The following is a 21,607-nucleotide window of genomic DNA, read 5'->3' as shown; positions in this document are numbered from 1 at the left end:
GTCTGCCTGTTGACATGGGCGAAGCATCGAGAGTGAGCTAGACGCTCGACGCTACGTAGTTGATGAGCGCTTCTCGCACTACGTCCGATACCGTTCGCCCTTCGCTCTCCGCCTTAGCAACTGCAGCTGCGTAGAGGTCGGCTGGGATACGGAATCCATGAATCGGCGTCTTGGGCACAATTTAGTGTGACACGACGCGCGTGATTTTTTATCAGTTTTTGCTTGACCAGTGTTCGAACACTGCTTAAAGTGGACCCATGCAGCCAACAAAATGGAGCTGATCGTCGGGGTTCCCGACCAGCTCGAACGGACGGCTCGTCTTATTGCCGCGGCACGAGGCGAGGACATCAATGCAGTGGTCTGCGCGGCCCTGCGCGAATACGTCGGGGCGGTGCCACGATGAACGTGCACGAGCGGTTCAGCAACCGGCTCCGGCGCTGCCGACACTGCGGCATCCGGGTACCCCGCGGGAAGATGATCTACAACCACCGGGCCTGCTCCGAGGACTGCGCCGACCACCTGTGGCTCAAAGACACATACGGGCCGGACTTCTACTAGAGGCGCCGTGCATCCGCGGGATGCGGAGGGGGCTTCCACTCGAGTCGTATATTCGGTCTGCTCAGCGCTCGCGCGGCGGGTCGGAAACGTGTCTCGGTCGGAGCCTCCCCCGCAAGTCGCCGGTCCGGCCGGCTCGCAATGAAGTGATCGCCCTAGTTGCCCATTCGGTACTGCGGATAAGGCACCCAGCGGGCAATTTCATCGGGCGGGACATTGGGACATACCAGTAACAACGGGACGCCCGCGCCCCGCGTAGGTGATTTACGCCCGCTGGACGACCAGACGGCGTAAGGCAGTTCGCACCGGGCACCAACATGGTGATTCGTCATCCTGCTACACAGGCAAACGAGCGCCTGTCGGAATAAGCCGCACTTGAGCGGCTTGCTACGCCGAGCGTGCTTGCTCACCTCGTGGATCACTGCGAGGTCGTGCACCCCACGGATGTGACCGGTGGACGATCCCTCAGCGTCCGAACTTCCCGGTCGTGCGCTTGGACTCCCACCGGTCCAGCTGGTGCAGTTCCTCCCGTGAATGACCGACCGCCGACATCGCTTCCTTGATGCGGGGGAGCGAGAGATTTTCTGCGACTGCGCGTTCAAGCAGCCTCGGCATCATTTCATCGGTCTGCCCATTCCGATCCCACCCGTTATTGCCGATGAAGTGCAGTGTTTCGAGAATTTCGTATTGTTCCTTGGTGAAACCGATCCAAGAAGGATTTGCGGGCGGAGGCATCATGCCTCCATTCTCCTGCTCTCCCTGAGCGCCCGTTACTCGACCCGATCTCTTGGAGGGCGCTATCTGCGGCTATGGCAACTTCCACTTGGCCTTACCATCGCTGAGCGTCAGGCTTAGTTCGCCGTCCATTTCGTGCAAGGTCAGTCCGAGAGAATCGAAGAGATTTGGGTCGTGACCGAATGTGTCAGACAGCGACAATGTTGGACCGCTCACTTCACTGAGCGGCAATGGTGTCTCGATCATGGTCCAGCGTCCGGAAACATCGATGTCTTCGTCTCGAACGATCTCGGTGTCGTCAACCGCCAGGAGTCGCAGTGGCACGTCTGTCAGTTGAAAGGTGCCGTCGGCGCGCAGTTCGAGATCGCCATCGCTTCTCGACGCCCACGAGCCAACGAGGTCCCGAGGAACAAGGGTCTCCGGGGGCGGGGTCGACGGAGCCTCAACACGCGTCAAGGTCAGATGCGACGGGAAGTCGATGTCGCCGTAGTAGAGGACTAGTTCGCTGCCCTGAGGGTTTAGACGGACGCTGCTGTAGATTCCCTCTCGCGCCGTGTCGCTCAGCGACACGTCAATGTCGGCGCCGGGCGTCCAGAATGACCAATCGCCGGTCGAATCGATCGTGTCTGCCCAGCTGAGTTGCGCTGGTCGGTCAGTCGCGACGACGGCCGCAGGTAGACCGGAAACCGTCGACGTTCCATCACCCGAAAGTTCGATCTGCAGGACGTTTTGGCCCTCCCGCGCCTCCCAAACGCCAAGCACATCGCTTCGGGTCATGGGGGCAGGAAGCAGGCTGCATCCTGCTGCTAGAACCGTGACGCTTGCCACACCGAACAAGCTGAGCACGATCCGAATTGCAAATCGCGAACTCATCCTCATACCGGCAGTATGTCAGCGCCGAGCGAGTACAACCGCCACCGTGAGGACTCGCGCTCGTGGAGGAAGGTTGTCGCGACGGCAACTGGCACAGTGTGGCCGTTGGTCGATCCGCGTCGGGCAGTTTCGTGCAACTATCTGAAGATGAACGACCCCCGCTGGAACCTGTTGGAAACCGCCGAACCGTTACTCTCAGCCGCTTTCTCGGCTCGCGGAGTCATCGAGGTACGTTTCGTCGCCGCCTTCCCCCTGTCGGGTCTCGGAGTTTGGTTGGTGACGGAATCGGACTCAACGGCCCAATCTCTGCGAGAAGTTCCGGAACTGAAGGCCAACGTCATTAGCGCGCTGCGAACAGCCGGATTCTTGCGCGCAGAACTCGACGAGCTGGGCGTCGTCGTGCAATCCCAAGAAACCGTGGAACGTGATTACGAGGGCAGCTGGTTCTACGCTATGCGTTAGTTCCGTGGGCAGGAATGTCGTCGGCGCGACATGGTTTGCAACCGACGCTTCCTTCATCGCATTGGATGCGAGACGCTTACTTCGCGAGACATCCGCCCCGAGCATCGCTCCACCCCGAGCGGTGGCAGCTAATCCTTGACTGGCAATCGCGAGCCCGCACAAGTCGACGGAAGGGTCCCACTGCGAAAGTACATGAGGTTGCGCCCTCGTCGCCACCCTCACGAACCAGGACGTACTGTGAGGAGTCATCGCCGACGGGAAGGTGTCATCACGAAGGCGCAGTCCCCCTATTCTCTATTCTCAAGTCATGGTGGAGAGATCAGAGGCGTTGGCGATTGCCGATGAGGTCGTCTCTGGGTGGGCAGTCCGGGAGGACAACGGCAAAGTCGTCATCTGGAGACTCGACGACCACGATCGTGCGTGGATCGCGCACTTCGCGACTGAACGCTGGCTCGAAACGCGGTCGGTCAGCGATCAGCTCGTCGGCCGCTGCCCGTTGGTCATCGAAAAGGTCACGGGTCGCGTTCACCAATACGGTTCGGGACCCGACGAATACGCCCGATTCTTGGAGTGGCTCGACCCCGAAACTGCCTGAAAGACTCACAACGCACAGCTACGATTGTGACCCGCTCGGTAACGACGGGCGCGCATCTCAATGAGTCGTTTGAAGTCATCGACCGCCGCTCTTCTAGGATGGGGACACCGTGAGCATGGATGTGTTTCTTCAAGACTTTTCCGAGGCGCCGTTGGATCGTCGGGGTCTCGTGGAGGACACACTGGCTCCCCTGCTCGATGCGCAGCAGGCGAACATCCTCACCGACGACGGATCGGCAGCGGTCTTCGGTGTCAATGACGTTCCGCTCGAGAGCCTCATGTTCAATCACATCCACGGTGACCAGGCGTGGGACGCGATCTACCGGGTCGCGGCGACTGGCGAGTGGGCGGTGCTTCCCGTCGGTGGACCTGTGTGTGTGCCTTCTCAGCGCCTTCTCGAATCGATCCCCCTCGAACTCGCAGAGGCAGGGCTCGTGGTGGTCACGTCGGGCGCCGAACTGCGCGCGGCGGTTGTCGGCTAGGGGCTACTCCGCGGCCTTATCGAGTTCCAGGCGAAAGGGTTGGAAGCGACTCTCACCGGGCCCGCGTGAACGCGACCATAGCGTCGGCGACGAGAATCAGTTTGGCCCATCCCAGGTCTTGGCCGGCCCGAGCCTCTGACCCAGTCGCGGCCAGAGTCGAATCCGCCACGTGTCATTGGGGTTCGTCGTGCCGGGCCAGCCGATCGCAACGAAACCGCGACCGCTGATCTCCACGAGGTAGTCGCCCGCGGCGAGCGCGTATCGATGCTCGTCGAGCGTCGGGGAGGCGATGAGGATTCCTGCGGCGTCCACCGCGAGCGCATGCTCGGAGACCTGTTCCCAATCACGACGATCGTCCCGCGGGCGGCCGTTCCACAGCTCGATGTCGATCGGCATCGCGAAGTTGTTCTGATGCGGACTCAGAACGAGGATGGTGTGCCCGTCGTCAGTGCTGGGCGGGGAGGCGATGGCCGCCTCGACGAGGGCGACCGGGTCGGACTCTCCCCCACCCGAGATCGTGAACTGGCCGTAATCCATCGCGATCTCGATCGATTCGCGCTCGATCCGATCGCCAGGGTGGATCTGGGCTTTGTCCCACCAGTCGGGATGGCCTTCCAGAATGGTGGCGAGTTCGTCGTAGTAGACATTCAGTGCGACGGGATCGCTGTCGAAGAAGGCTTCCCAAAACCCAGGTTCGCCCCAGGACGCCGGAGCCGTGCTCACCGCTCCATCACCTCGAACGGTCGTGATCCAATTCGGTGGCGCAGAGTCGTCGACCACGCTGAACAGCGATGCCGGGTATATCGGCGGTTCTCCCTCGTCGTTGATGATGCGAATCCAACCCCGTCCGTCTGGTGCGGAATTAGACTCGATCACCGGGTATTCGACGCCGACGGTCAGCGAAGCGCTCGACCCGATGCGATCACACCGAACGATCACCGCAGCACTCCCCTCAACAACCGCTCACGGAGCTCGACCAAATCAGTGCGGCCCTCTGCCCACTCGACGTCGAGAAGCAGCTCCAAAGCACGGAGACCCTGGACCTCGGTCAACCCGCCAACGGTCGAGTGAGGGTCTGACACCCATTCGGTGTCCAGTCCCTCGCGGACCTCCACCTCGGAGACTTCTCCCGTGGCAAGAATCACCCGCTGCATGCCCAATCGCCTTTCACCGTCAGGCTTTCGATCGGCCCAGCGGATGCCACGGCCTTCGAACAGAGCGGTGATCCAGTCATCCCAGTAGACCGGATCGTTCGTTCCGTCGTCCGACCAACCGCCCGTTGCTATTGCGTTGCGGAAGAACTCGAATCTGGGTGATCCGACCGAGATGTGGACGGCGATGAGTTCCGCCCAAGCCCGGCGAATTTCTTCGCTGCTGTAACGAGCCAGCACGGTCGCTCCCCCATTCAGTTACCAACCACATCCTGCCAGCCACGCGACATATGTAAGCGAACGCAGCGCGAACCGCTTGACTGTCGCCTTCTTGTGTGAGGATGTCGCCGCAGGTTAGCTATTGGCTATCGTTTCCGTCATGCGCAATGACGGCCGTCAGGATCGAGCTGGATGGCGACAACTCGACGATCTCGCTGCCGAGAATAGCTGGAATGCCTTCGACGAGCTCTACCGGTTCCGGCCGGGCGTATCTCCCTCGACGTGGCCGGCGATCCACGAACCCGCCCCGTCAATCACCTTCGATCTCTCGACAATTCCCGACGGAGCACCGCGAGCCGCAGCCGCGCGCGCCATCAACAATGAAGCGCGGCGGTGCTTCATCTGGGCGCTCGCCGGCGAGCCGATGGTTGTTCTCGACTGGCAGCACCCGACATGGTCGTTCTCTCCGACGGATGAAGCCTCCAACCTCGAGTACGACAGCCCGTTCAGCCACTACCCCGCTGTCTTTCCGGACGGCGACTACTACGCATTCCTGACCACCGATCTGCGCGAAGGAACGTTCGGCCACCCGTGGGAGCGCACCCTGTGCGTCATGGGCGACCGACTCATCCGAACTCTCGGAGCTTCTCTCTCGACCTGGCTTCCCAGCGTGAGAATCGATGGGCGCGCAATAGACCAGACGAGCAGCCCGACAGCGCCATAATGACCAGATGACCGATCCCACGAGCGGCGAAGTCGTCCTTTCTATCCGCGGCGAACTCGTCACCCAGTTGCGCTTCGATTTCGGGTTCACCATCGTGACCGAGGGCAGCGAAATCCGGATCGAGACACCCTTTCAGCTCATCGGCCTCGACGCTGAGACTCGAATGATCGACCCTGAGCAGCCGAGCCGCGCGGACGAACTACTGGAGCTGCACCAGGCATACGTCGACGGCGACTGCTTCGATGACGGAAGGCTCGAACTGAGATTCTCGAACGGCTTCACGGTGAACGTTGCTTCGGACATCAATTTCGAGGCCTGGGCGCTGACCCGTGGGAGCGGCGAGATGGCAGTGGCGACCCCGGGCGGCGGTGTTGCGATTTTCAGGGCCGGCGCTCCGAGCGAAGTCGACGTCGACGAGTGACGGCACCATCTCGACCTCTCACCTCAGAGGAGCATGCGCTCCTCGCATCCCTCCTCGAAGGCGAATGGGAAGGGGCAGAGCAAGCGCGACTCCAGCTCGATACGGCCACGCATGAAGGCTGGTGGTTCACCGGCTCGAAGAGTTTCGATATCGCGGTCGACTTAGACCGTCCGCTGATCCCTCGGCCCAACGGAATTCTCGCGCCGACGGACCGCGACGTGTACGAGGGCGACACCTGCACCGGCGGGGTTGTGGTCTGGCTTACCGAGGGCAGAATCAGCAGCTTCGAGTACTACTGGATGACCGACGAGATGCCCACGAAACTGCCCACACCCTCTGAGGTTGTGCCGCGATAGAAGTCTCCACTCGCGTTCGACGGAGACCCAGGACTCCCTGGAGCCAGCGACATCCGCACCGAGGTCCGCACGCGCGCCTTCTCTTCAGTTGGAACCAAGACGGAACTTTGGTGATGTGGAGCCCGCCCCCGTTCATTGGGAGTGCTCAGAGCTCGACTTTCCGCTGGCCGTTGGGACGGTCGGATGGCCGGGCCGTCGGGGCATCCTTTTGACAGGCCCACCGAGCCATCCGACCGCCCGTCATGCCACGGTCACTCGCGGGCCGGACTCCTCGATGATCAGTCCCACCAGATGTAAGCAGCACCCGTCACCGACGAAAGCGATTGTCCACGCACCTGCGTGTAGGCGAACGTGTTCCCCCACGAAACCGAAACGTCTTTGCCACCCTGACAACCGATCGCGGTCCAAGCCATACCTCCAGGGCTCTTGAAACTCTTGGCCTGGACGCACAGCTGAACCCCAGACTTGTTCGACCAGTTGTAGACGCGGTTGTAACCCGGATAGCCGATGACGGCGCACCCCGTGGTTGATTCAGCGTAGGAGAACGCTCCAGCCACAGCGTTCGCCCAGTCGTGGCAACCGCCGGACTTGAGCGGCTGGACCCCGTCTGCCTCGCCCGCAGTAGTCGGATCCAATGTTCCGGCGGCAACTCGGGCGCGGATGCTGGCGGCGACTTCAGGGAGTTCGCCGGCGTGCACTGTTGTCAGGACGTCGCCGGCTGTTGTGGCTACGATCACACTGCCTTCATAGGTCAGGGGATCGAGTGTGCCAGTTGATGACTGTCCACCTTCCGACGAGTCATTCTGACTCGCGAATGCTGCAGGCGCCGCCGTCAGGGCGATCATTGTCGCGCCAATGATGGCTGCTGTGATTGCCAGGCGGTTGGTGTTTCCTCTAGTCCGCTTCATTTGTGTGTGCCTTCCAGATCGATATGCTATTACTGAGGATCACTCAGCATGAGGTGAAGCATCCTCGCGGTATTGAAGGAACGCAAGCCCCACATCGAAAACTGTGCAAAGTGAGTGGAAGGCATCATGAATATCGGAAGACGCATGGTCATCCTCGGAGCAGGAATGATCATCCTGTCCGCGGCACTCGTGGTGGGGATTCCGACGATCGGATATTCAGTGTTGAACGCCAGCACTCAATCGGGCCAGGGAACGCTGGTGGCGATCGAGGTCATCGTGCGATTCATAGGTTCAGTGTTGCCTGCTTTCGGAGCATCGCTGATGGCAGCGGGAATCGTAGTCGTCCATGTGGAGCGGCGCGGCAGAGACTAGTGGGCCCGGTTTGGGCGCCTAGACTCACCAGGTGGGGACATCTGAGGAAATGATTTCGTTCGAAATTGGGGAATTGATCGCGACGTTCCGAGACGCGGTTCTGTCCTTGATTCCGGCTGCCGAACGAGCGCATCTCAGTTGGCGTGACGAGGATACTCACGACGATTGGGAGCGGCTGGTCGACATGGCCTTTCGCGTGTTCGTCGAGTCACCGATCTTTCTGGACCCAGCCAATCGGAGAGCAGCACCCCTTGCGCGGTACGACTTCGACCTTCCCACGTACGATTCGCTGAGCTGGATCGAAGTCGAGTCATCTGAGGGCCGGGGTGGGCTCGCCTTGGTGCGCTTCGAGGCAGGCGAAGGGGACTTCCGCGCGATGTGGCTCGCGGAAACGCGCTCTAGCCGGCATTCGGTAGCGGGAGGCGAGCGTCGGCTATGGAGTCCCGACGTCAAGTTCCGGTTCGCGCGGCGTGACCGCAGATCTGGCGTATCGCTGCACGACGTCGTGACGCCGGCTGAGTGAGTGCCACAGGGATCGCGTGAGACCAATAGCAGGTCTGTGTGTCGCTACGCGCTCTGCTCCCACACCAGGCCCGACGCGTCCGCCTGTGCTTCAAGAACTGCGCGAACCGTGCCGACGTCGGGTTCAGCGCATGCGACCGCGATCAACCTCGTCGAATACACGTCAACGAGACAGCCAAGCTGCGCGAGAGCTTCCGCGAGGGGTCTCCATGTGAGGGAGGGCGCGACATCCTCGCCGATCCAGATCCTGAACGTAACGAAGCTGCTGCGCTCTCGTATGGCGTCCACGACGAGAGCGTTGTCGCCCGCGCCAACCACGGACACTCGATCACCGAACCTGACGCCGTACGCCAGCGCAGGAACCGCTCGAAGCTCCAGGAGGTCGGTATCGATGGTTTGAGCGTTCAGAGCTTCCCAAACCTGCTCCCCCTCATTGTCGTTGGGAAGCGCGAGCCAGACCTCCGAATCGGCCTGGCTGGCCAACGAGGATGGCTGGATACGGCCGCCGCTCCACTCGCCGGTGTAGCTCGAGTGTCGTCGGAAGATCGGCATATCGGAAATCTAGCGGAGCGGCAGGTGTGCGGTCGCGAATGTCAGTCCGGTGGTCCCGCTGTCAGGGTCGTGGTTCGGTCGGGTGTTGGAGATGTGATCCTTCGGATGCGGCCATCCGCAACGAGATCTGCCACATCGAGTCGATGATTCGATCGCGGCGCCTCTCCGCCTCCCTAAACGAGATACCTGACTGCGGCGTCGGATAGATCGCCTCCAGCGGCCGGCCCATGCCCGCTGCCGAAGCCGCGAGGATCTTCGCGGTGGCCAGGTGTATCCCATCGACGTCGGGGGGCCGCCAAGATTCGATCCTTCTCGCGGAACCAGTCGGCGGGCTGAGGATGTCCACACTCCTCTAGAAGCTCGATGGCGGCTGCTACTTCACGTCGAAGCTCTTCAATGGCAGTTGTCATGGGCGAATTCTCCTCGGAACGTGCCCGGGCCCGGCGCAGGAACCCACTCGATGGTTCGAGTGCGGGGGTCATTCGCTGTTCGTCCGGGTCAACTCATTCTGCCTCGCGGCATACAACTCCCCAGACCGAGAGAGGGAGAAGAACGGAATGTGCGTGACCTCCTCACGACGCTAATCATGAAGTACAGGGTCCGGCGATAGACTCCACCCATGACCCTCGGTGGGATCGTCTTGTCAGTCGTCGCCTTCGCGCTCGCGCTCGGCTTGGTCGCTGGGATGATCGCCTTTCAGAAAGCCATCTGGAAGCATGTCATCAACTACCACACCAAGCCCAGCAAAGACGGGTTGGACCTGAACTACAGGATGAAATGAGACCGCGGTCGACGACAGCATGATCCAGTGGGGACGCGCGACCTTCTCCGTGAACTCCACCGCGACCACTCCGGAGCGAATCTCAGAGATTCTTGGTCTTATTCCGACCACCGTTGCTCACGCCGGTTCAGAACGCCGCCTCGGGAAGCCGCGCTCTCATCATCACTGGAGCATCGATGGACCGCGGGCTGAGAACACCGCAACGGACCAAACCGGCAAGGCTGCGCTAGCGGAGCTCGTATCTCTCATCAGTCCCGTGGCGGAGAACATCCAGAATCTTCCGGCGGACTGCGATGTGGCCATCTGGTGGTCTGCGGATTCCGATTCGACGCAGGGTGGCTTCGTGCTTCCTGCTGAGCTTTTGCGTGCGATCGCCGCGCTCGGCGTCGACGTCTATGCCACCGTCTATCTCGAGTCCGACGGCGCACACGATCGGGACGACTAGCACCGAGGTCACGCCCGTTTCTGCTCCGACTGTCTTCTCGTTGGCCCATCGACGCACGACCCGATGACGCCCGAGCCACGACTACTGCTCCGGATGCGCGCTAAGTGGGATTAGGACCAGAAGCGTGATTGCTCTGAAGGTCCCGTTCAGTGCAAGTCGAACGTCAAGTCGGGACGCGCACCGGCCAGCGAGTCGAAGAGCTTCTGGCCCGCGTCTGTCGCAATCGCCGCGCGATAGATTACGACCCCTGGGTGTCGCTCGATCAGGAGTTCGAGCATCCTCTTCGCCAAACCCTGCCGACGGTACGACGACGACCTCCACCGTATCGATACAGGCCGAGCCGTCACCGTAGAGCGAGTAATAGAGCCAACCGAAGACGGCTTCCCCGTCGAATACTTCGATCATGCCGCCCTGACCATCCGAAAACGGGAGGAAGCGAACGGACGGCACGGTCATGCGCAGAGCCTAGCGAGGCCGCCACGAGGTGAAACCCGCCATGTTCGTCATGGCCGTCCACCGCTTCGGCTCGCCTCACCGTGCTGTCGCACCTTCGAATGCACAGCTGAGACCACCTCACCTGCGCAATGATGTGGGTATGACGTCAGGCATTGACTACACGAGATTCCGGGCGGCATTCGGCGAAGAACCAGGCATCCTTCCCGATGGCGAGGTGCTCGGGACCTCAGAAGACGATTGGGATGCCGTTTTCGCGTTGCTTCGCGCGAGCGGCTGGAAGGTGACTCGCCGCGACCATGTTTCACCCCTCCCGCCGACGTGGCGCGAGCTTCCTGAGGGTGAGAGCATCGCGGTTTGGCCGGCCGTCGGAGTACAGGTGAACTTTTTTCCCGGCCCGGAAGTGGTGTACTTCGACATCGACTTGCGCGAGTTCGTCAACCAGGCGGCGATGGACGCGCTGGCCGACCTCATGAAGAGGCTCGGCGACGCCCTCGGTGGAGACGTCATCATCCTTCACGAAGGGGCAAGTGGTCCGCCGATCTTGCGGTACTCCCCCACCAGCGGTCTCTTCACTCTGAGCTGATGAAGTAGAGCCGCTGTCGGCATGGTCCCGGCCGGGAGCAGAATGTCCGTGTGAAGCTCATCCTCGATGCCGACATCAGCCACGGCGGCCCTGCGTATACTCCGCGCTACTTCACGGATGAGTTCGCAAGAGCCGGCTACAGCGGACGCTCATTCAACAGAGGCCTGCTGCGGTTTCATGACGCCGCCTCGGGACCGGAATTCCTCGAGTCTGTGCGCGTGGCGTTCCCGTCGATCACCGATCCACACGCATCCGCTGTCGCGTTCGATTGGATGGGCCGGCAGATCGTGTGCGCCCGAACGAAGAAGAGGTTCGGTTGGACCGAGCCGCGGTTGCTGCTGGCGGACGTCGACTTCGCTCAACTGGACGATATCGGTCACCCGGACTCGCTGGCCCGCATCCTCGCGAGCAATCAGTACCGACAAGCCTTCGAGGAGCCAGAGTTCGAATCCTGGCGCCAGGCAACGGGCGTGGAGGCGCTCGCGTTCGATGAGTGCGTCGAGTACGCCATCCCTCCATTTCTCGGCGGAGATCAGACACAGGAGAATCTGGCGCTCGTGGACACGAGCGTGCATTGGGTGCTCGTCAGTCAGCTCGTCGCGAAGACTCGAGGTTTGGCGCCCGGCACGCCGTTAGGGCCATTCACCGTTCGCCCCGAGTGAGGACTGGCGGAGAACATCTCCGACCGCTTCATTCGCACCGATCGATCTAGGACGGAGACTTCGAAGCGCTCGGTAGGTCGGAGGTATCGTTCAGACATGGATTGCCAGATCGACTTGGATCTCGCCGCGGAGGCTGCTTCCGCGAAGATCGCCGCGCTCACAATGCCTGGTCTCCAAGTCGACCCGTTGACGTGGCGCGACGCCGATGAGCCCTGGCCACAGAAATTCCGGACCGATCGGCGCTCCGTGTCCAACCCTGACTCATTCGGCATCCGAGCGCGACGAGCGGAAGCAGAAGGTAGCCTCGTACTCTTTGACGGCGGCTGGACGGATCTGATGTTCTTCGACCCGCGCACCGAAGTGGAGATCATCGATTCAGTCGGATGGGACGAGCGTCTTGACCTCGACAGCTATGCCTCGCTAGTCGATCGGTTCTTTGGTCTGTTCAGGTAGTCACTCCGGCAGCGGTGCTGCCGAGGTCGCGATCTCCCCTTTGGCCACCAGCTGGTGACCCTGGAATACCCAGAGCGGTGTCCCGGGCTGGAGGTATGGCTCTGCGTGTGCAGGCACCAGAAAAAAGAGCGCCACGTGTTCCCAGTCGGTACCTTCGGGGCGAAGGAGCCCCGTGAGGAGTGCTCCCTCGGACGTCGCCGACCGATTTGAAAATCCGGCTGGCGCTGCGCGACGACCAAACAACGAGGCCGGGGCTTCTACACGGCTCGCAGGCGCAGGGGGCACGTGACGAACCAGCCCGGCCCCGCGACGGTCACAAATGTTGCCCCAAGGTCGGACGAGCTGTAAGTCCAAGCGTCGAGGGTAAAGACGGCCCCCATGGTCGACGCGCCTTCGATCTCAAGCACCGTGCTGGTTCGGGGCGACTCGACCAACGTCTGGTGGAGCCGATCCGTCTCATCCGAATCCGGCACCCGGGTGCCGGCGCGGAACTCGGCCAAGTGACTGATGTGGTGGGTCACGCCGTGGTTCACGGCAGCCTCCTCTTGCGAAATACCGTTCGCGAGCCACGTCCACACCGAGGGTTGCACTCGCCCTTCCTCGTCGCCGCGCACCACGTAGGAGGCCTCAACGACGTCGAGAACACCGTCGTGGCCCTGGGTCGAGAACGCGCGCAGCTCGACATCCTCGCTCGTCGACAGGGCGATCGGATGCCCAAACTGTCGACTCACCGACTCGACCGATTCGCCGAACCCCATCCGATCGCCTGTCACGGTTCAGTACGTCGCTATCGGGTTGCCGGAACTGCAGATCCACCCGGCAGTGGTCACGGCTGTACCGCCCGCCATGGCCGATCCGATACTCGTGTAGGGCTCGACGATTCGCCGGATCGCTTGCCACGTCGCGCTATTCGCGGGTGCCGCACCTGAGAGGTTGTACGAACCGGTTCCTCCGGTTCGCCCAGTCGAGATCGTGGCGCTCCAGAGATGGCTGAATGCCTGCCCACGGTCGGGCTTGATTCGGTACCCGGTGCGGAACTGCGTGTTGCCGAACTGGAAGTAGATCCACGATGTTCCACAATCACCGTTCGCTTCCAGGCTCGCCACTCCGGACGACCGACCGTCGCTATAGGAATTGCTGAAATCCCCGGGCGCGTTGGTTACGGGAACCGAGAACTGCTCCCCCGCATCCGTCACCCGCAACTCTTACCCGTGAGCGGCGGCGGCTTCGGCGTCGAACCCAGTGACGCTCATATGCGCTTCTACCGTCACCGGCGTTGGTTGGGAAATCGTGTCGGCCTGCGCCGGCAGGGCGACGGTCATAGCGAGTATCCCTGCGCTGATCGCAGCCACCGAAAGCGAGATGCTGCGGATGGTTCCTCTAGTTCGGTCCATTGTGTGCCTTCCAGATAGATGTGTTATTACTGAGGATCACTCAGTCTTGGTGAAGCATCCTCGGAAAAGAGCACCGGCGCAAGGGGTGCGTTTGGCTCGCGGCAACACTTTGGAGGCGTCATGAACTACGGAAAGCGCGTTCTCACCCTTGGGGTGGCCCTGATCGTCATTTTCGGCCGTGCTCTACTTTGCGATTCCGACCATTGGGTATGCCGTGCTGGACACCGGCGCGCCCGGTACGCAGGCTTCTCTCAACCGTGCCGTCACAGTAGACGATCGACTGTCGGGCATGCGGTGGCCCGCCGTCGTCGTCGCGACAACTTATCCTCAGCGACAACTAGCAGTTCTCGGATTGCACCCAATGCTGACAGCCGCCACGGCACTACGACCAGCGTGGTGGCTCTCCGTCCGGGTCATAGACCCTGAACCCCTCCACGACGCGCACCTGCGGTCCGAGTTCGACCTGCAGCTCTCGCACCAAGCTTTCGCCCTCGGCAATCCATCGCCTGCCGACTTCGGCGTCCGGCCACCGAATTTCCTTCACGGGATCGAGCACCGTCTGCCAGGTGTGATTCCAGTTCCGCAGGCGCAGGCGCAGTGAATCGGAGATCGGCGTAGAACCGAGTAGATCCCTGGGGCCCCACTCGGGCCAGAGCAGCAGGACGTTCTGGCGATCTTTGTCGCCATCTTTTGAAGTGCCCATGACCGCAAGCGTAATGAGGTCGGTGCTGTATTACGCGCCCGTAAAACGGTCCTTCAGCGGGCAGCCAGTCGCCAGCAATTGCGAGCTATGGCAGCAGCGACAAATATTCTTCATGACATTTCGTGATTCTTGCCTCGGTAGCGACATTCCTATAGTGAGGGGGTGCGCATGGACGTAGTCGAGACTTCGGATGCTGAACTGTTGAGTGGTATGGCGAACGGAGACAAGGGAGCGCTAGCTGGCATTCTTCGGCGTCATTCTCCCGCCGTCACTCGATACGCGTGGGCTTTGGTTGCGAACCAGCATGACGTCGAAGAAGTTGTGCAGGACACCTTTCTCACGTGTTGGCGAAAGGCCGACAGCATCGACGTGGTCGACCGATCCCTGCTGCCGTGGCTGCTTTTGACGTGTCGCAACCTCGCGCTGAACCTGAACAGGTCTCGAGCGCGGCACGCCGCCGATGAGCTTCCCGACGACATCGTGATCCTGAACGACGACGACGAAGCTCGCGATCGCTTGCGATGGGTCACAGCCGAGATAGAACGTCTGTCTCCGCTCGACAGACGCGTGTGCGAACTCTGCCTCATCGAAGGCCGCACGTACGCCGAGGCGGCGGAAGCGACCGGCATCAGTGTGGGCGCAGTGCGGCAACGAGTCTCTCGCAGCCGCAGCAAGCTTCGAAAGGCGGCGATTGACAATGAGAACTGAACCTCCCGCGGGAGATGAATTCGAGCTTCTGCTCGACCGCATCACCCAGAACGTCCTCCTCAACGCCGACGCATCTTTGCAGGTGCCCCCACCCGTAGCGCTGCCCCGACGTCGCTTCCGGTTTGGCGCCGTCGTGGTTGCCGTACTCATCGTGCTCGGACTGGGCACTGCCGGTGGCGCCCTGGCCGTGGGCCTCAGCGTTTTCGGATCCGGAGACGCCGACGATGCGCCGCCCGCCCCGCTGCCTACGACCTCGTCGCCGACGCCCTCGCCGACTGTCCCCCCGACAGTCGCACCTCCGATCCCGGCGACACCGACGGTCTCCCTTGGCAGTGTCGCCTTCAGCCCTCCCGACTGGGGCGCCGGAGTCACCGCGAACCTCTCAGGGTTCGCACCCGACACGGAGTACATGCTCTCGATCGATTCTCGATATCGCGGCGAATCGAGCGCGCCCGACGCGTACTTCTCGGTCTTCAGCAACCCGACCATGGTGAGAACCGACGAGAACGGCGCGGCGACGATCACCTGGACCCCGGATGTTTTCCCCGAGAACTTCACGGAAAGCGGCGAAAGCGGTTATCTCCTGGGCAGTTACGTGCGCGTGGATGGCAGCGACGGACCGCAACACGATGATTCGATTTCGGGCTTCGCGGATCCGATCGTGCTCAGCCAGCCGCTGACGATCGAGTTCCTCCCGATCGAGGCCGTGACCGCGACGGCACCCTCCTGTATCGAACCAGCCCAGCTCCTCGCCGGCCAGGCCGGGCTTCCGGTTAGCTTCTCCGGCCTCCTTCCTGACGAGACCGTGTTCGTGGGGAGCGTCCAGACCGGAGGGCCCACGAGCTACAGCTTCCAAGGGTTCGGCACGGCAGACAGCGAGGGAAACGCAAGGATCATCGTCAGCGGCAACTCCGCGATGTATCCTGTGTCTTCCTCAGCCGACATCGCCCCGGGCACGTGGCAACTAAGTTGGTCGGCAAGCAATCGACAGACTCCTACCGATGAGCATCCCCTGGGAGTCCCGCTGACCGTAGGAGGGTGCTGAGACCGATCGTCCTGTCAACCGCATCGTCAATGGATACGGGCGTGTCGTTGTAGGGGGTGCCGGACTCAGCCAAGCTCGCGCGGCACGGAGTGCGACTTCAGGCGAGCGACGACGTCGGTGTTGCGCCCGGCGCGGACAACCGGCTCTCGCGACGGCGCTCGACACTCGATCTTCAACTTGAACAGGCACTGAGGCACCCCGAGTTCCGTGACACTCCTCGACCGCCCCTAGATTCAGAGTGAATCGTGAAGGTACCTCACCCACGGGCACGGCGACCACGCGTTCGGCGTCGGGATGCTGCGTGCAGCGTTCCCGGATGCCCGCATCCTGGCCACAGAGGGAACGATCGCCGAATTGCGCATCCAGACCGAGCCGGCGTACCTCACAGGCTTCTGGAAGAAGCTGTTCCCCGGCCAGATCCCTCCGGTCGAGTTCCCAGAAGCCCTCGACAGCGTCCACTTCGAGCTCGAGGGGAACGAGCTGAGCGTGATCGAGGCAGGCCATACCGACACAGAAGGAACCACATCCCTGTGGGTGCCGAACCTCCGCCTGATCGTGCGCGGCGACGTGGTCTACAACGCCACGTACCCCTATCCCGTCGAGACGACCCCGGAGGCTCGACAGAACTGGATCGCCGCCTTGACACGGCTGAAAGCGCTCAACCCGCGCTTCGTGGTCAGCGGGCACAAGCAACCGCAGCTCGGCGACTCCCCCGACGACATCGACGCGACCATTCAGTACCTTCGGGACGTGGACGAGATCGCAGAAACCTCCACAGACGCCCTCGACGTCGGATTACACCGTGGCATCCACCTGAGTGAGCGGCCGGAGGTGAATTCCGGACCCGTTTCGCATTCACGGCACAGGCCGGCCCCACCCGACCCGTCAGACCGAGTAAGAACCTCGGCACAGCCGGGCTAAGATCGTGGGTGCGTCGCGTGCTGGTGGCAGTCCGTGTCAGGCATGGAGGCGCCGAACCGAAGGACCGTTGATGCTCGCATCATTCCCTTCGTCGTCGCGTGACTGAGCGCGACACGACCAGGCTCATCGCCTGGAGCACCGAATTGCGCGCCGTGCACCGGCGCATCCGTGACGCCTTGCGCGTCACCCGCGAGGCTGCGCGCGAGCCTGGGTCTGCGGAGCAGGCAGGGCGGGACCTGCTGATCTACTGCCACGGATTCTGCGCAGCCCTCGACGGTCATCATCGGGGCGAAGACCGCGCCCTCTTTCCCGCGATCGAGAAGGCGCATCCGCACCTGGCACCCGTGCTGCGCGCCCTCGAGCGGGACCACTCGATGATCGGCCACCTGCTCGGCGGCCTCAGAGACGCGGTCGACCGGGCTGCATCTCCGGCCGAACTCGACCGTCACCTCGAGGGCGTGGCCGCGATCATGGAGAACCATTTCCGTTACGAGGAGCGGCAACTGCTGACCGTCCTGGAGGGCCTCGAGCTGCACGACGCAGTCCGCGACGTGCTGGGGCCGCTGTGAGCCCGCGGCGTTGGACTCTGCAGCCAATCGTCCGAGGAGCTGACACCAATGTCTGGCGCTCGAGACGCTCCTGACGCGAACAGGATGAGACGTCGCCGATTCGCGCGGACAGCTGGATCTCCACGCCGCCGCCCGGCATCTGTATCTCGAGTTCCACGAGGAGTCACCGCCGTGGAACGCGGGTGTGGATGGATTCAGCGTCTGGGTTGACGATTGAGCGAATGCGCCATCGGGCTCAGCGCGGATCGGTCGCCTTTTCGACGGAGACCTGGCGGCGGTAATGCCGCGCCGACTTGGTGCGTGCACCGCAGGTCTCCATGGAGTGCCAGCGGCGGCCACCATTGCGAGAGGTGTCGAAGAAGTACAGGACACAGTCGGGGTGGGCGCACTGCCTTACCCGGTCGGGTTGCGTGGCCAAGAGCGTCGTGTAGGCGAACGCCGCGCTCCAGGCGGCATACCAGCCGGGGTCGGTCTCGATCGCCTTTTCCGGGCGGCCCTCGACCATGAGGACACGTTCGTGGCCATGGCTGAGGACATCGTTGAGTGCGGCATCCGCCGCATCGCCCGGTTCGTCCAAGCATTCGCGGATCGCCCGGCGTGACGCGAGGAGCGCGTCGAGTCTCTCCGACTCAGGATCGAATCCATAGTCGCGGAACCAGACATCGGCGGCATCGGCATCGGCGAGGAAGTCGACCGGTGCACCGTGCTCCACCCATTCCGTGTTCACGAGGTCGAGCGACAGGGTTTCGCCCACGAGAAGTCGTTGCACCATGCCCTTACCTTACCACTCAAACCAGCTTGACAGGTTGGAATGTGCGTGGAATGGTTCTAACCATTCAACACACAGTTGATAGTTAGACAAGGAGATTCACTGTGACCACGTCAACACCCGTGCCGGTCGTCGAGAACAAGATCGAAGACCTCGATGGCTTCGAGATGTTCTATCGAGAGGCCGGCCCGAAGGATGCGCCCGTCGTGCTGCTGCTGCACGGCTTCCCGACCTCGTCGCACATGTTCCGCAACCTCATCCCGTATCTCGCCGACCGCTTCCGCGTCATCGCGCCCGATCTCCCCGGATACGGACAGAGCGCAGCGCCTGACCATGCCGAGTTCGACTACACGTTCGACAACGCTGCCGACATGGTGCAGAAGCTTCTCACGCGCCTGGGCATCACCCGCTACGCGGTGAACGTGTTCGACTACGGAGCTCCCACGGCTTGGCGCCTCGCCCTGGCCGATCCCGACGCCATCACAGCCCTGATCGTGCAGAACGGCAATGCCTACGACGAGGGCCTCGACAACGAGTTCTGGGCTCCGATCAAGCGCTACTGGGCCGACCAGAGCGCCGAGAACCGCAACGCGCTCCGCGGGCTGCTCACGATCGAGACGACGCGCTTCCAGTACACCGACGGCATGGCGAACCTCTCCCGCATCTCGCCCGACAACTGGATCACCGACCAGGCGCTGATGGACCGTCCGGGCAACGACGAGATCCAGCTCGACTACTTCCTCGACTACGGCACCAACCCCGGCCTCTACCCGGCGGTGCAGGAATGGCTTCGCACCAAGCAGCCCGCAACTCTCATCGTGTGGGGCGCGAACGACGTCATCTTCCCCGAAGCCGGCGCCCACCCTTACAAGCGCGACCTGACCGACCTGGAGTTCCACGTCTTCGACAGCGGACACTTCCTGCTCGAAGACCGTGCCGACGAGGTGTTCCCGATCATCCACGACTTCCTCGAGCGCAAGATCAGCTGACCTCGTCGCGCGCGTCGTACCCCGGGTGCCAAGACGGCACCGGGGTGCGACGCGCGCTGCATATCTCCCACCAAGTCCAACCCACCAGGAGCCACCGATGTCGACGCACCACGATCATTCACCACGACAGTGGCACCAGGGCGAAGAGGAGATGCACCGACTGCTGCATGTGCCGCCCAGCGGCAACCCGACGATCCGAGGTCTGCCAGACGCATACGCGCACTGGATGGCGCAGACCCCTCTTCTTGCCCTCGGCACCGTCGACGATCGGGGTCGCGTGTGGACGACGCTGCTGGGCGGCCAACCGGGCGTCACCATCCCGATCGCTCCTGGCATTCTGGGCGTGAGCACACCCGCGCACCTGTCGCCCGCATCCCGCCATGAGACCGGCGCGTGGACAGGGCTCGATCCCGTCCTGAACGCCCTGTTGTCCAACGAGACCGATGGCGCCGCCGGCGGCAAGCTGGTCGCGGGACTGGCCATCGACCTCGAAGAGAGAACGAGGGTCAAACTCGCGGGCCGCATGGTGCGAGGCATCGTCCGCGGCGACGAACCGCCGGCCGCGCGTCTCGGATCGATGGCCGACGCCCCGCGTGTCGACGTGCAGATGGCGATCACGATCGATGAGACGCTCGGGAACTGCCCGAAGTACCTCAACCGCAAGACCGTCTGGCCGCACGAAGCGCATCCAGCGTTGATCAGCGACTCGATGCCGCTGAACGACGCGGCTGTGCGATTGATCGACAAGGCGGACATCTTCTTCATCTCCAGTCGGCACGGCGACGAGAGCATGGACACCAACAACCGCGGCGGTGCGCCCGGCTTCGTGCGGGTCTTGAGCAATTCAGCCGCTGACGGGGTGACCCTGGTCTACCCCGAATACTCCGGCAATCGACTCCTCCAGACCCTGGGAAACCTCACGACCGACCCCGCCGTGGGCGTGACATTCCCCGACTTCGAGACCGGCGACATCCTCTACCTCACCGGGCGAGCCGACATCCTCGTCGGCGTGGCAGCCGCCGCGGTCATGCCGCACAGCACCGTCGCCGTGCGGATCGAGGTCGATGCCGCCCGCTTCGTGGAGGACGGTCTCTTCTTCCGCGGACGCCTGCTCGATCCCTCGCCCTATGACCCGCCCGTGCGCCCGCTCGCCGAAGAGCTCGGCGACCTCGGCCTGTCTCCCGCGACGACCCACCCGGTCGCCAGGGCGACGCTCGTCGGCAGAACGCCGATCACCCCCACCGTCGCACGGTACACCTTCGCTCTCGCGCCGGACACATCCTCGCCCGGTGCCGCCGAGGCGTACTCGACGCTCGAACCATGGCGTGCGGGCCAGCACGTGACCCTGGACTTCTCCGCCGACCTCGACCGGGGCTGGTCGCACATGCGCGATCACGACCCTGCGTCGCTGAACGACGATTACATCCGATCGTTCACGATCACGAGTGCGCCACCGCAGCGAGTCGATCCCGCCGCTGCCGACGCGAACCGCCCCGGGGAACCGGGGAGCATGCGCTTTGAGATCACGGTTCGCGAACACGGGCCGGTCACTGAGCACCTGGCCGAGTGGAAGGACGGCGCCGATGTCACCGCTGCCGTGCTCGGCTTCGGGAGTGACAACCTCGTGGAGCCGGGCACGGATGCCGACGTCGACACCGTCGTTGTCGCGGCCGGCGTGGGGATCACTCCCCTCGTGGCCCAGGCGGCTCCCCTGATCGAAGCGGGGTGTCTGCTGAGGGTGCTGTGGAGCGTGAGGGCCGACGACCTCCCTCTGGCGATCGACATCCTCCGGAGGATCGACGGCCTGGCCCCCTTGACGACGATGTTCATTACCGGAGAAGCACAGGCTGACCACGGCGACGAAATTCGGATGCTCGAGCAGGCCGGAGCCCGTGTTCGCCGCCGTCGGATGCAGCAGAGTGACCTCCTCGCCGAAGGCGCAGAAGGACGTCGAAGCTTCTTCGTCAGCGTCGGTCCCGACTTGCGAAAGTCGGCCATGGGATGGCTCGGCGGCCAGGATGCGCGGTTCACGAGCTTCACCTACTGAACGACCGCCGCCGCCCGCGGCCCTGAGGTCGCGGGCGGCGGATCTCATTGGTCCAGGTCGTCGTCGCAATCCGTCGCGGCAGAATTCATCGGCATCTCGCACACGCCGTCCACGCAGGCGGCGGCGTCCGGAACGTCAAGGGCGACCAGCTTCGAC

At 62.8% G+C, this 21,607-nt stretch carries 30 protein-coding genes and 1 pseudogene; 20 read left to right on the top strand and 11 right to left on the bottom strand.

Annotation, left to right across the window (positions count from 1 at the left end):
* Positions 1-37: 37 nt before the first annotated feature.
* On the bottom strand, positions 38-178 hold the full coding sequence (locus tag BLW00_RS24445) for a ribbon-helix-helix protein, CopG family (RefSeq protein WP_175494310.1): 141 nt from the start codon (positions 176-178) through the stop codon (positions 38-40).
* A 93-nt stretch (positions 179-271) separates the two neighbouring features.
* On the opposite strand from BLW00_RS24445, the gene BLW00_RS24275 reads away from it, so the two are divergent.
* Positions 272-403 carry a hypothetical protein gene (locus tag BLW00_RS24275; RefSeq protein ID WP_281242416.1) on the top strand — a complete coding sequence of 44 codons (132 nt, stop codon included), beginning with the start codon at positions 272-274 and terminating at the stop codon, positions 401-403.
* A 617-nt stretch (positions 404-1,020) separates the two neighbouring features.
* Here BLW00_RS24275 and BLW00_RS15475 read toward each other — a convergent pair.
* Both BLW00_RS15475 and BLW00_RS15470 read right to left on the bottom strand, forming a co-directional pair.
* Positions 1,021-1,293 (bottom strand): hypothetical protein, encoded by a 273-nt coding sequence (locus tag BLW00_RS15475; protein WP_092555726.1) that lies wholly within the window; start codon positions 1,291-1,293, stop codon positions 1,021-1,023.
* Between the two features lie 69 nt (positions 1,294-1,362).
* Positions 1,363-2,067, bottom strand: a complete 705-nt coding sequence (locus BLW00_RS15470; RefSeq protein WP_092555724.1) for a hypothetical protein — start codon at positions 2,065-2,067, stop codon at positions 1,363-1,365.
* 243 nt (positions 2,068-2,310) lie between these two features.
* Here BLW00_RS15470 and BLW00_RS15465 point away from each other — a divergent pair, with 243 nt between their 5' ends.
* The 3 genes from BLW00_RS15465 to BLW00_RS15455 all read left to right on the top strand — a co-directional run bounded on the left by BLW00_RS15465 (position 2,311) and on the right by BLW00_RS15455 (position 3,701).
* The gene (locus BLW00_RS15465; RefSeq protein WP_139256738.1) at positions 2,311-2,625 is read left to right on the top strand and encodes a hypothetical protein; all 315 of its coding nucleotides are present in this window, start codon (positions 2,311-2,313) and stop codon (positions 2,623-2,625) included.
* 307 nt (positions 2,626-2,932) lie between these two features.
* Entirely contained in the window at positions 2,933-3,220 is a 288-nt protein-coding gene (locus BLW00_RS15460; protein ID WP_092555720.1) for a YrhB domain-containing protein, read from the top strand.
* Between the two features lie 169 nt (positions 3,221-3,389).
* On the top strand, positions 3,390-3,701 hold the full coding sequence (locus BLW00_RS15455) for a hypothetical protein (RefSeq protein WP_092555718.1): 312 nt from the start codon (positions 3,390-3,392) through the stop codon (positions 3,699-3,701).
* A 96-nt stretch (positions 3,702-3,797) separates the two neighbouring features.
* Here the strand turns inward: BLW00_RS15455 and BLW00_RS15450 are convergent, their stop codons facing one another.
* Entirely contained in the window at positions 3,798-4,424 is a 627-nt protein-coding gene (locus tag BLW00_RS15450; RefSeq protein ID WP_139256737.1) for an SH3 domain-containing protein, read from the bottom strand.
* A gap of 212 nt (positions 4,425-4,636) precedes the next feature.
* A complete protein-coding gene (locus tag BLW00_RS15445) occupies positions 4,637-5,092 on the bottom strand; it encodes a hypothetical protein (RefSeq protein WP_092555714.1) in 456 nt (151 codons plus the stop codon).
* A 139-nt stretch (positions 5,093-5,231) separates the two neighbouring features.
* On the opposite strand from BLW00_RS15445, the gene BLW00_RS15440 reads away from it, so the two are divergent.
* The 3 genes from BLW00_RS15440 to BLW00_RS15430 are packed head-to-tail and all read left to right on the top strand — an operon-like array spanning position 5,232 to position 6,572.
* Positions 5,232-5,795: a DUF2716 domain-containing protein gene (locus tag BLW00_RS15440; protein WP_092555712.1), complete on the top strand. Its 564-nt coding sequence runs from the start codon at positions 5,232-5,234 to the stop codon at positions 5,793-5,795.
* A gap of 7 nt (positions 5,796-5,802) precedes the next feature.
* Complete coding sequence (locus BLW00_RS15435; protein WP_092555710.1) at positions 5,803-6,216, top strand: DUF6188 family protein; 414 nt, start codon at positions 5,803-5,805, stop codon at positions 6,214-6,216.
* Positions 6,213-6,572 carry a hypothetical protein gene (locus BLW00_RS15430; RefSeq protein ID WP_092555708.1) on the top strand — a complete coding sequence of 120 codons (360 nt, stop codon included), beginning with the start codon at positions 6,213-6,215 and terminating at the stop codon, positions 6,570-6,572. Before BLW00_RS15435 ends, BLW00_RS15430 begins: the two co-directional genes overlap by 4 nt.
* A 278-nt stretch (positions 6,573-6,850) precedes the next feature.
* On the opposite strand, the gene BLW00_RS23015 is transcribed toward BLW00_RS15430, so the two are convergent.
* Positions 6,851-7,417, bottom strand: coding sequence for a hypothetical protein (locus BLW00_RS23015; protein ID WP_139256736.1), 567 nt, complete (start codon positions 7,415-7,417; stop codon positions 6,851-6,853).
* A 189-nt stretch (positions 7,418-7,606) separates the two neighbouring features.
* Here BLW00_RS23015 and BLW00_RS15425 point away from each other — a divergent pair, with 189 nt between their 5' ends.
* Positions 7,607-7,852 (top strand): hypothetical protein, encoded by a 246-nt coding sequence (locus BLW00_RS15425; RefSeq protein WP_139256735.1) that lies wholly within the window; start codon positions 7,607-7,609, stop codon positions 7,850-7,852.
* Between the two features lie 31 nt (positions 7,853-7,883).
* Positions 7,884-8,375 (top strand): hypothetical protein, encoded by a 492-nt coding sequence (locus BLW00_RS15420; RefSeq protein WP_139256734.1) that lies wholly within the window; start codon positions 7,884-7,886, stop codon positions 8,373-8,375.
* 44 nt (positions 8,376-8,419) lie between these two features.
* On the opposite strand, the gene BLW00_RS15415 is transcribed toward BLW00_RS15420, so the two are convergent.
* Complete coding sequence (locus BLW00_RS15415; RefSeq protein WP_092555702.1) at positions 8,420-8,926, bottom strand: DUF4265 domain-containing protein; 507 nt, start codon at positions 8,924-8,926, stop codon at positions 8,420-8,422.
* A 619-nt stretch (positions 8,927-9,545) separates the two neighbouring features.
* Here BLW00_RS15415 and BLW00_RS23510 point away from each other — a divergent pair.
* The 5 genes from BLW00_RS23510 (at position 9,546) to BLW00_RS15395 (ending at position 12,306) form a co-directional block, all read left to right on the top strand.
* Positions 9,546-9,707 carry a hypothetical protein gene (locus BLW00_RS23510; RefSeq protein ID WP_175494309.1) on the top strand — a complete coding sequence of 54 codons (162 nt, stop codon included), beginning with the start codon at positions 9,546-9,548 and terminating at the stop codon, positions 9,705-9,707.
* A gap of 19 nt (positions 9,708-9,726) precedes the next feature.
* Positions 9,727-10,152, top strand: coding sequence for a DUF4279 domain-containing protein (locus BLW00_RS15410; protein WP_092555700.1), 426 nt, complete (start codon positions 9,727-9,729; stop codon positions 10,150-10,152).
* A 496-nt stretch (positions 10,153-10,648) separates the two neighbouring features.
* On the top strand, positions 10,649-11,191 hold the full coding sequence (locus tag BLW00_RS15405) for a Rossmann-fold NAD(P)-binding domain-containing protein (protein ID WP_139256733.1): 543 nt from the start codon (positions 10,649-10,651) through the stop codon (positions 11,189-11,191).
* Between the two features lie 50 nt (positions 11,192-11,241).
* Complete coding sequence (locus BLW00_RS15400) at positions 11,242-11,853, top strand: T6SS immunity protein Tdi1 domain-containing protein (protein ID WP_092555696.1); 612 nt, start codon at positions 11,242-11,244, stop codon at positions 11,851-11,853.
* Positions 11,854-11,949: 96 nt separating this feature from the next.
* Positions 11,950-12,306, top strand: a complete 357-nt coding sequence (locus tag BLW00_RS15395) for a hypothetical protein (protein WP_092555694.1) — start codon at positions 11,950-11,952, stop codon at positions 12,304-12,306.
* 257 nt (positions 12,307-12,563) lie between these two features.
* On the opposite strand, the gene BLW00_RS15390 is transcribed toward BLW00_RS15395, so the two are convergent.
* The 3 genes from BLW00_RS15390 to BLW00_RS15375 all read right to left on the bottom strand — a co-directional run bounded on the left by BLW00_RS15390 (position 12,564) and on the right by BLW00_RS15375 (position 14,403).
* Complete coding sequence (locus tag BLW00_RS15390; RefSeq protein ID WP_092555692.1) at positions 12,564-13,064, bottom strand: hypothetical protein; 501 nt, start codon at positions 13,062-13,064, stop codon at positions 12,564-12,566.
* 18 nt (positions 13,065-13,082) lie between these two features.
* Positions 13,083-13,502: a hypothetical protein gene (locus BLW00_RS15385; RefSeq protein WP_139256732.1), complete on the bottom strand. Its 420-nt coding sequence runs from the start codon at positions 13,500-13,502 to the stop codon at positions 13,083-13,085.
* Between the two features lie 580 nt (positions 13,503-14,082).
* Positions 14,083-14,403, bottom strand: coding sequence for a hypothetical protein (locus BLW00_RS15375; protein ID WP_092555686.1), 321 nt, complete (start codon positions 14,401-14,403; stop codon positions 14,083-14,085).
* A gap of 168 nt (positions 14,404-14,571) precedes the next feature.
* On the opposite strand from BLW00_RS15375, the gene BLW00_RS15370 reads away from it, so the two are divergent.
* The 4 genes and pseudogenes from BLW00_RS15370 (at position 14,572) to BLW00_RS15355 (ending at position 17,646) form a co-directional block, all read left to right on the top strand.
* On the top strand, positions 14,572-15,111 hold the full coding sequence (locus tag BLW00_RS15370) for an RNA polymerase sigma factor (protein ID WP_092555684.1): 540 nt from the start codon (positions 14,572-14,574) through the stop codon (positions 15,109-15,111).
* 409 nt (positions 15,112-15,520) lie between these two features.
* On the top strand, positions 15,521-16,156 hold the full coding sequence (locus tag BLW00_RS23010; RefSeq protein ID WP_139256731.1) for a hypothetical protein: 636 nt from the start codon (positions 15,521-15,523) through the stop codon (positions 16,154-16,156).
* Between the two features lie 267 nt (positions 16,157-16,423).
* Positions 16,424-17,077, top strand: a pseudogene (locus tag BLW00_RS15360) (MBL fold metallo-hydrolase); the annotation flags it as partial.
* 98 nt (positions 17,078-17,175) lie between these two features.
* Positions 17,176-17,646, top strand: coding sequence for a hemerythrin domain-containing protein (locus BLW00_RS15355; protein WP_092555678.1), 471 nt, complete (start codon positions 17,176-17,178; stop codon positions 17,644-17,646).
* Positions 17,647-17,881: 235 nt separating this feature from the next.
* Here BLW00_RS15355 and BLW00_RS15350 read toward each other — a convergent pair whose 3' ends face one another.
* Positions 17,882-18,418, bottom strand: a complete 537-nt coding sequence (locus tag BLW00_RS15350) for a CGNR zinc finger domain-containing protein (protein WP_092555676.1) — start codon at positions 18,416-18,418, stop codon at positions 17,882-17,884.
* A gap of 101 nt (positions 18,419-18,519) precedes the next feature.
* On the opposite strand from BLW00_RS15350, the gene BLW00_RS15345 reads away from it, so the two are divergent.
* Together BLW00_RS15345 and BLW00_RS15340 are read left to right on the top strand one after the other, a co-directional pair.
* Positions 18,520-19,404 (top strand): alpha/beta fold hydrolase, encoded by an 885-nt coding sequence (locus tag BLW00_RS15345; protein WP_092555674.1) that lies wholly within the window; start codon positions 18,520-18,522, stop codon positions 19,402-19,404.
* A 97-nt stretch (positions 19,405-19,501) separates the two neighbouring features.
* Complete coding sequence (locus BLW00_RS15340) at positions 19,502-21,451, top strand: pyridoxamine 5'-phosphate oxidase family protein (RefSeq protein WP_092555672.1); 1,950 nt, start codon at positions 19,502-19,504, stop codon at positions 21,449-21,451.
* The last annotated feature ends 156 nt before the right edge of the window (positions 21,452-21,607 follow it).

Source organism: Herbiconiux ginsengi (assembly GCF_900107435.1).
Taxonomy (GTDB): domain Bacteria; phylum Actinomycetota; class Actinomycetes; order Actinomycetales; family Microbacteriaceae; genus Herbiconiux; species Herbiconiux ginsengi.
The sequence above is the reverse complement of the archived record's forward strand: the minus strand, read 5'-3'. Positions and strand labels throughout refer to the sequence as shown.

Bases quoted from the DNA above. Each gene is read 5' to 3' on its own strand.
- BLW00_RS24275 (WP_281242416.1), top strand. From the start codon at position 272: ATGGAGCTGATCGTCGGGGTTCCCGACCAGCTCGAACGGACGGCTCGT.
- BLW00_RS15475 (WP_092555726.1), bottom strand. From the start codon at position 1,293: ATGATGCCTCCGCCCGCAAATCCTTCTTGGATCGGTTTCACCAAGGAA.
- BLW00_RS15470 (WP_092555724.1), bottom strand. From the start codon at position 2,067: ATGACCCGAAGCGATGTGCTTGGCGTTTGGGAGGCGCGGGAGGGCCAA.
- BLW00_RS15465 (WP_139256738.1), top strand. From the start codon at position 2,311: ATGAACGACCCCCGCTGGAACCTGTTGGAAACCGCCGAACCGTTACTC.
- BLW00_RS15460 (WP_092555720.1), top strand. From the start codon at position 2,933: ATGGTGGAGAGATCAGAGGCGTTGGCGATTGCCGATGAGGTCGTCTCT.
- BLW00_RS15440 (WP_092555712.1), top strand. From the start codon at position 5,232: ATGCGCAATGACGGCCGTCAGGATCGAGCTGGATGGCGACAACTCGAC.
- BLW00_RS15435 (WP_092555710.1), top strand. From the start codon at position 5,803: ATGACCGATCCCACGAGCGGCGAAGTCGTCCTTTCTATCCGCGGCGAA.
- BLW00_RS23015 (WP_139256736.1), bottom strand. From the start codon at position 7,417: ATGATCGCCCTGACGGCGGCGCCTGCAGCATTCGCGAGTCAGAATGAC.
- BLW00_RS15425 (WP_139256735.1), top strand. From the start codon at position 7,607: ATGAATATCGGAAGACGCATGGTCATCCTCGGAGCAGGAATGATCATC.
- BLW00_RS15415 (WP_092555702.1), bottom strand. From the start codon at position 8,926: ATGCCGATCTTCCGACGACACTCGAGCTACACCGGCGAGTGGAGCGGC.
- BLW00_RS23510 (WP_175494309.1), top strand. From the start codon at position 9,546: ATGACCCTCGGTGGGATCGTCTTGTCAGTCGTCGCCTTCGCGCTCGCG.
- BLW00_RS15410 (WP_092555700.1), top strand. From the start codon at position 9,727: ATGATCCAGTGGGGACGCGCGACCTTCTCCGTGAACTCCACCGCGACC.
- BLW00_RS15405 (WP_139256733.1), top strand. From the start codon at position 10,649: ATGTTCGTCATGGCCGTCCACCGCTTCGGCTCGCCTCACCGTGCTGTC.
- BLW00_RS15395 (WP_092555694.1), top strand. From the start codon at position 11,950: ATGGATTGCCAGATCGACTTGGATCTCGCCGCGGAGGCTGCTTCCGCG.
- BLW00_RS15390 (WP_092555692.1), bottom strand. From the start codon at position 13,064: ATGGGGTTCGGCGAATCGGTCGAGTCGGTGAGTCGACAGTTTGGGCAT.
- BLW00_RS15375 (WP_092555686.1), bottom strand. From the start codon at position 14,403: ATGGGCACTTCAAAAGATGGCGACAAAGATCGCCAGAACGTCCTGCTG.
- BLW00_RS15370 (WP_092555684.1), top strand. From the start codon at position 14,572: ATGGACGTAGTCGAGACTTCGGATGCTGAACTGTTGAGTGGTATGGCG.
- BLW00_RS23010 (WP_139256731.1), top strand. From the start codon at position 15,521: ATGCTCTCGATCGATTCTCGATATCGCGGCGAATCGAGCGCGCCCGAC.
- BLW00_RS15350 (WP_092555676.1), bottom strand. From the start codon at position 18,418: ATGGTGCAACGACTTCTCGTGGGCGAAACCCTGTCGCTCGACCTCGTG.
- BLW00_RS15340 (WP_092555672.1), top strand. From the start codon at position 19,502: ATGTCGACGCACCACGATCATTCACCACGACAGTGGCACCAGGGCGAA.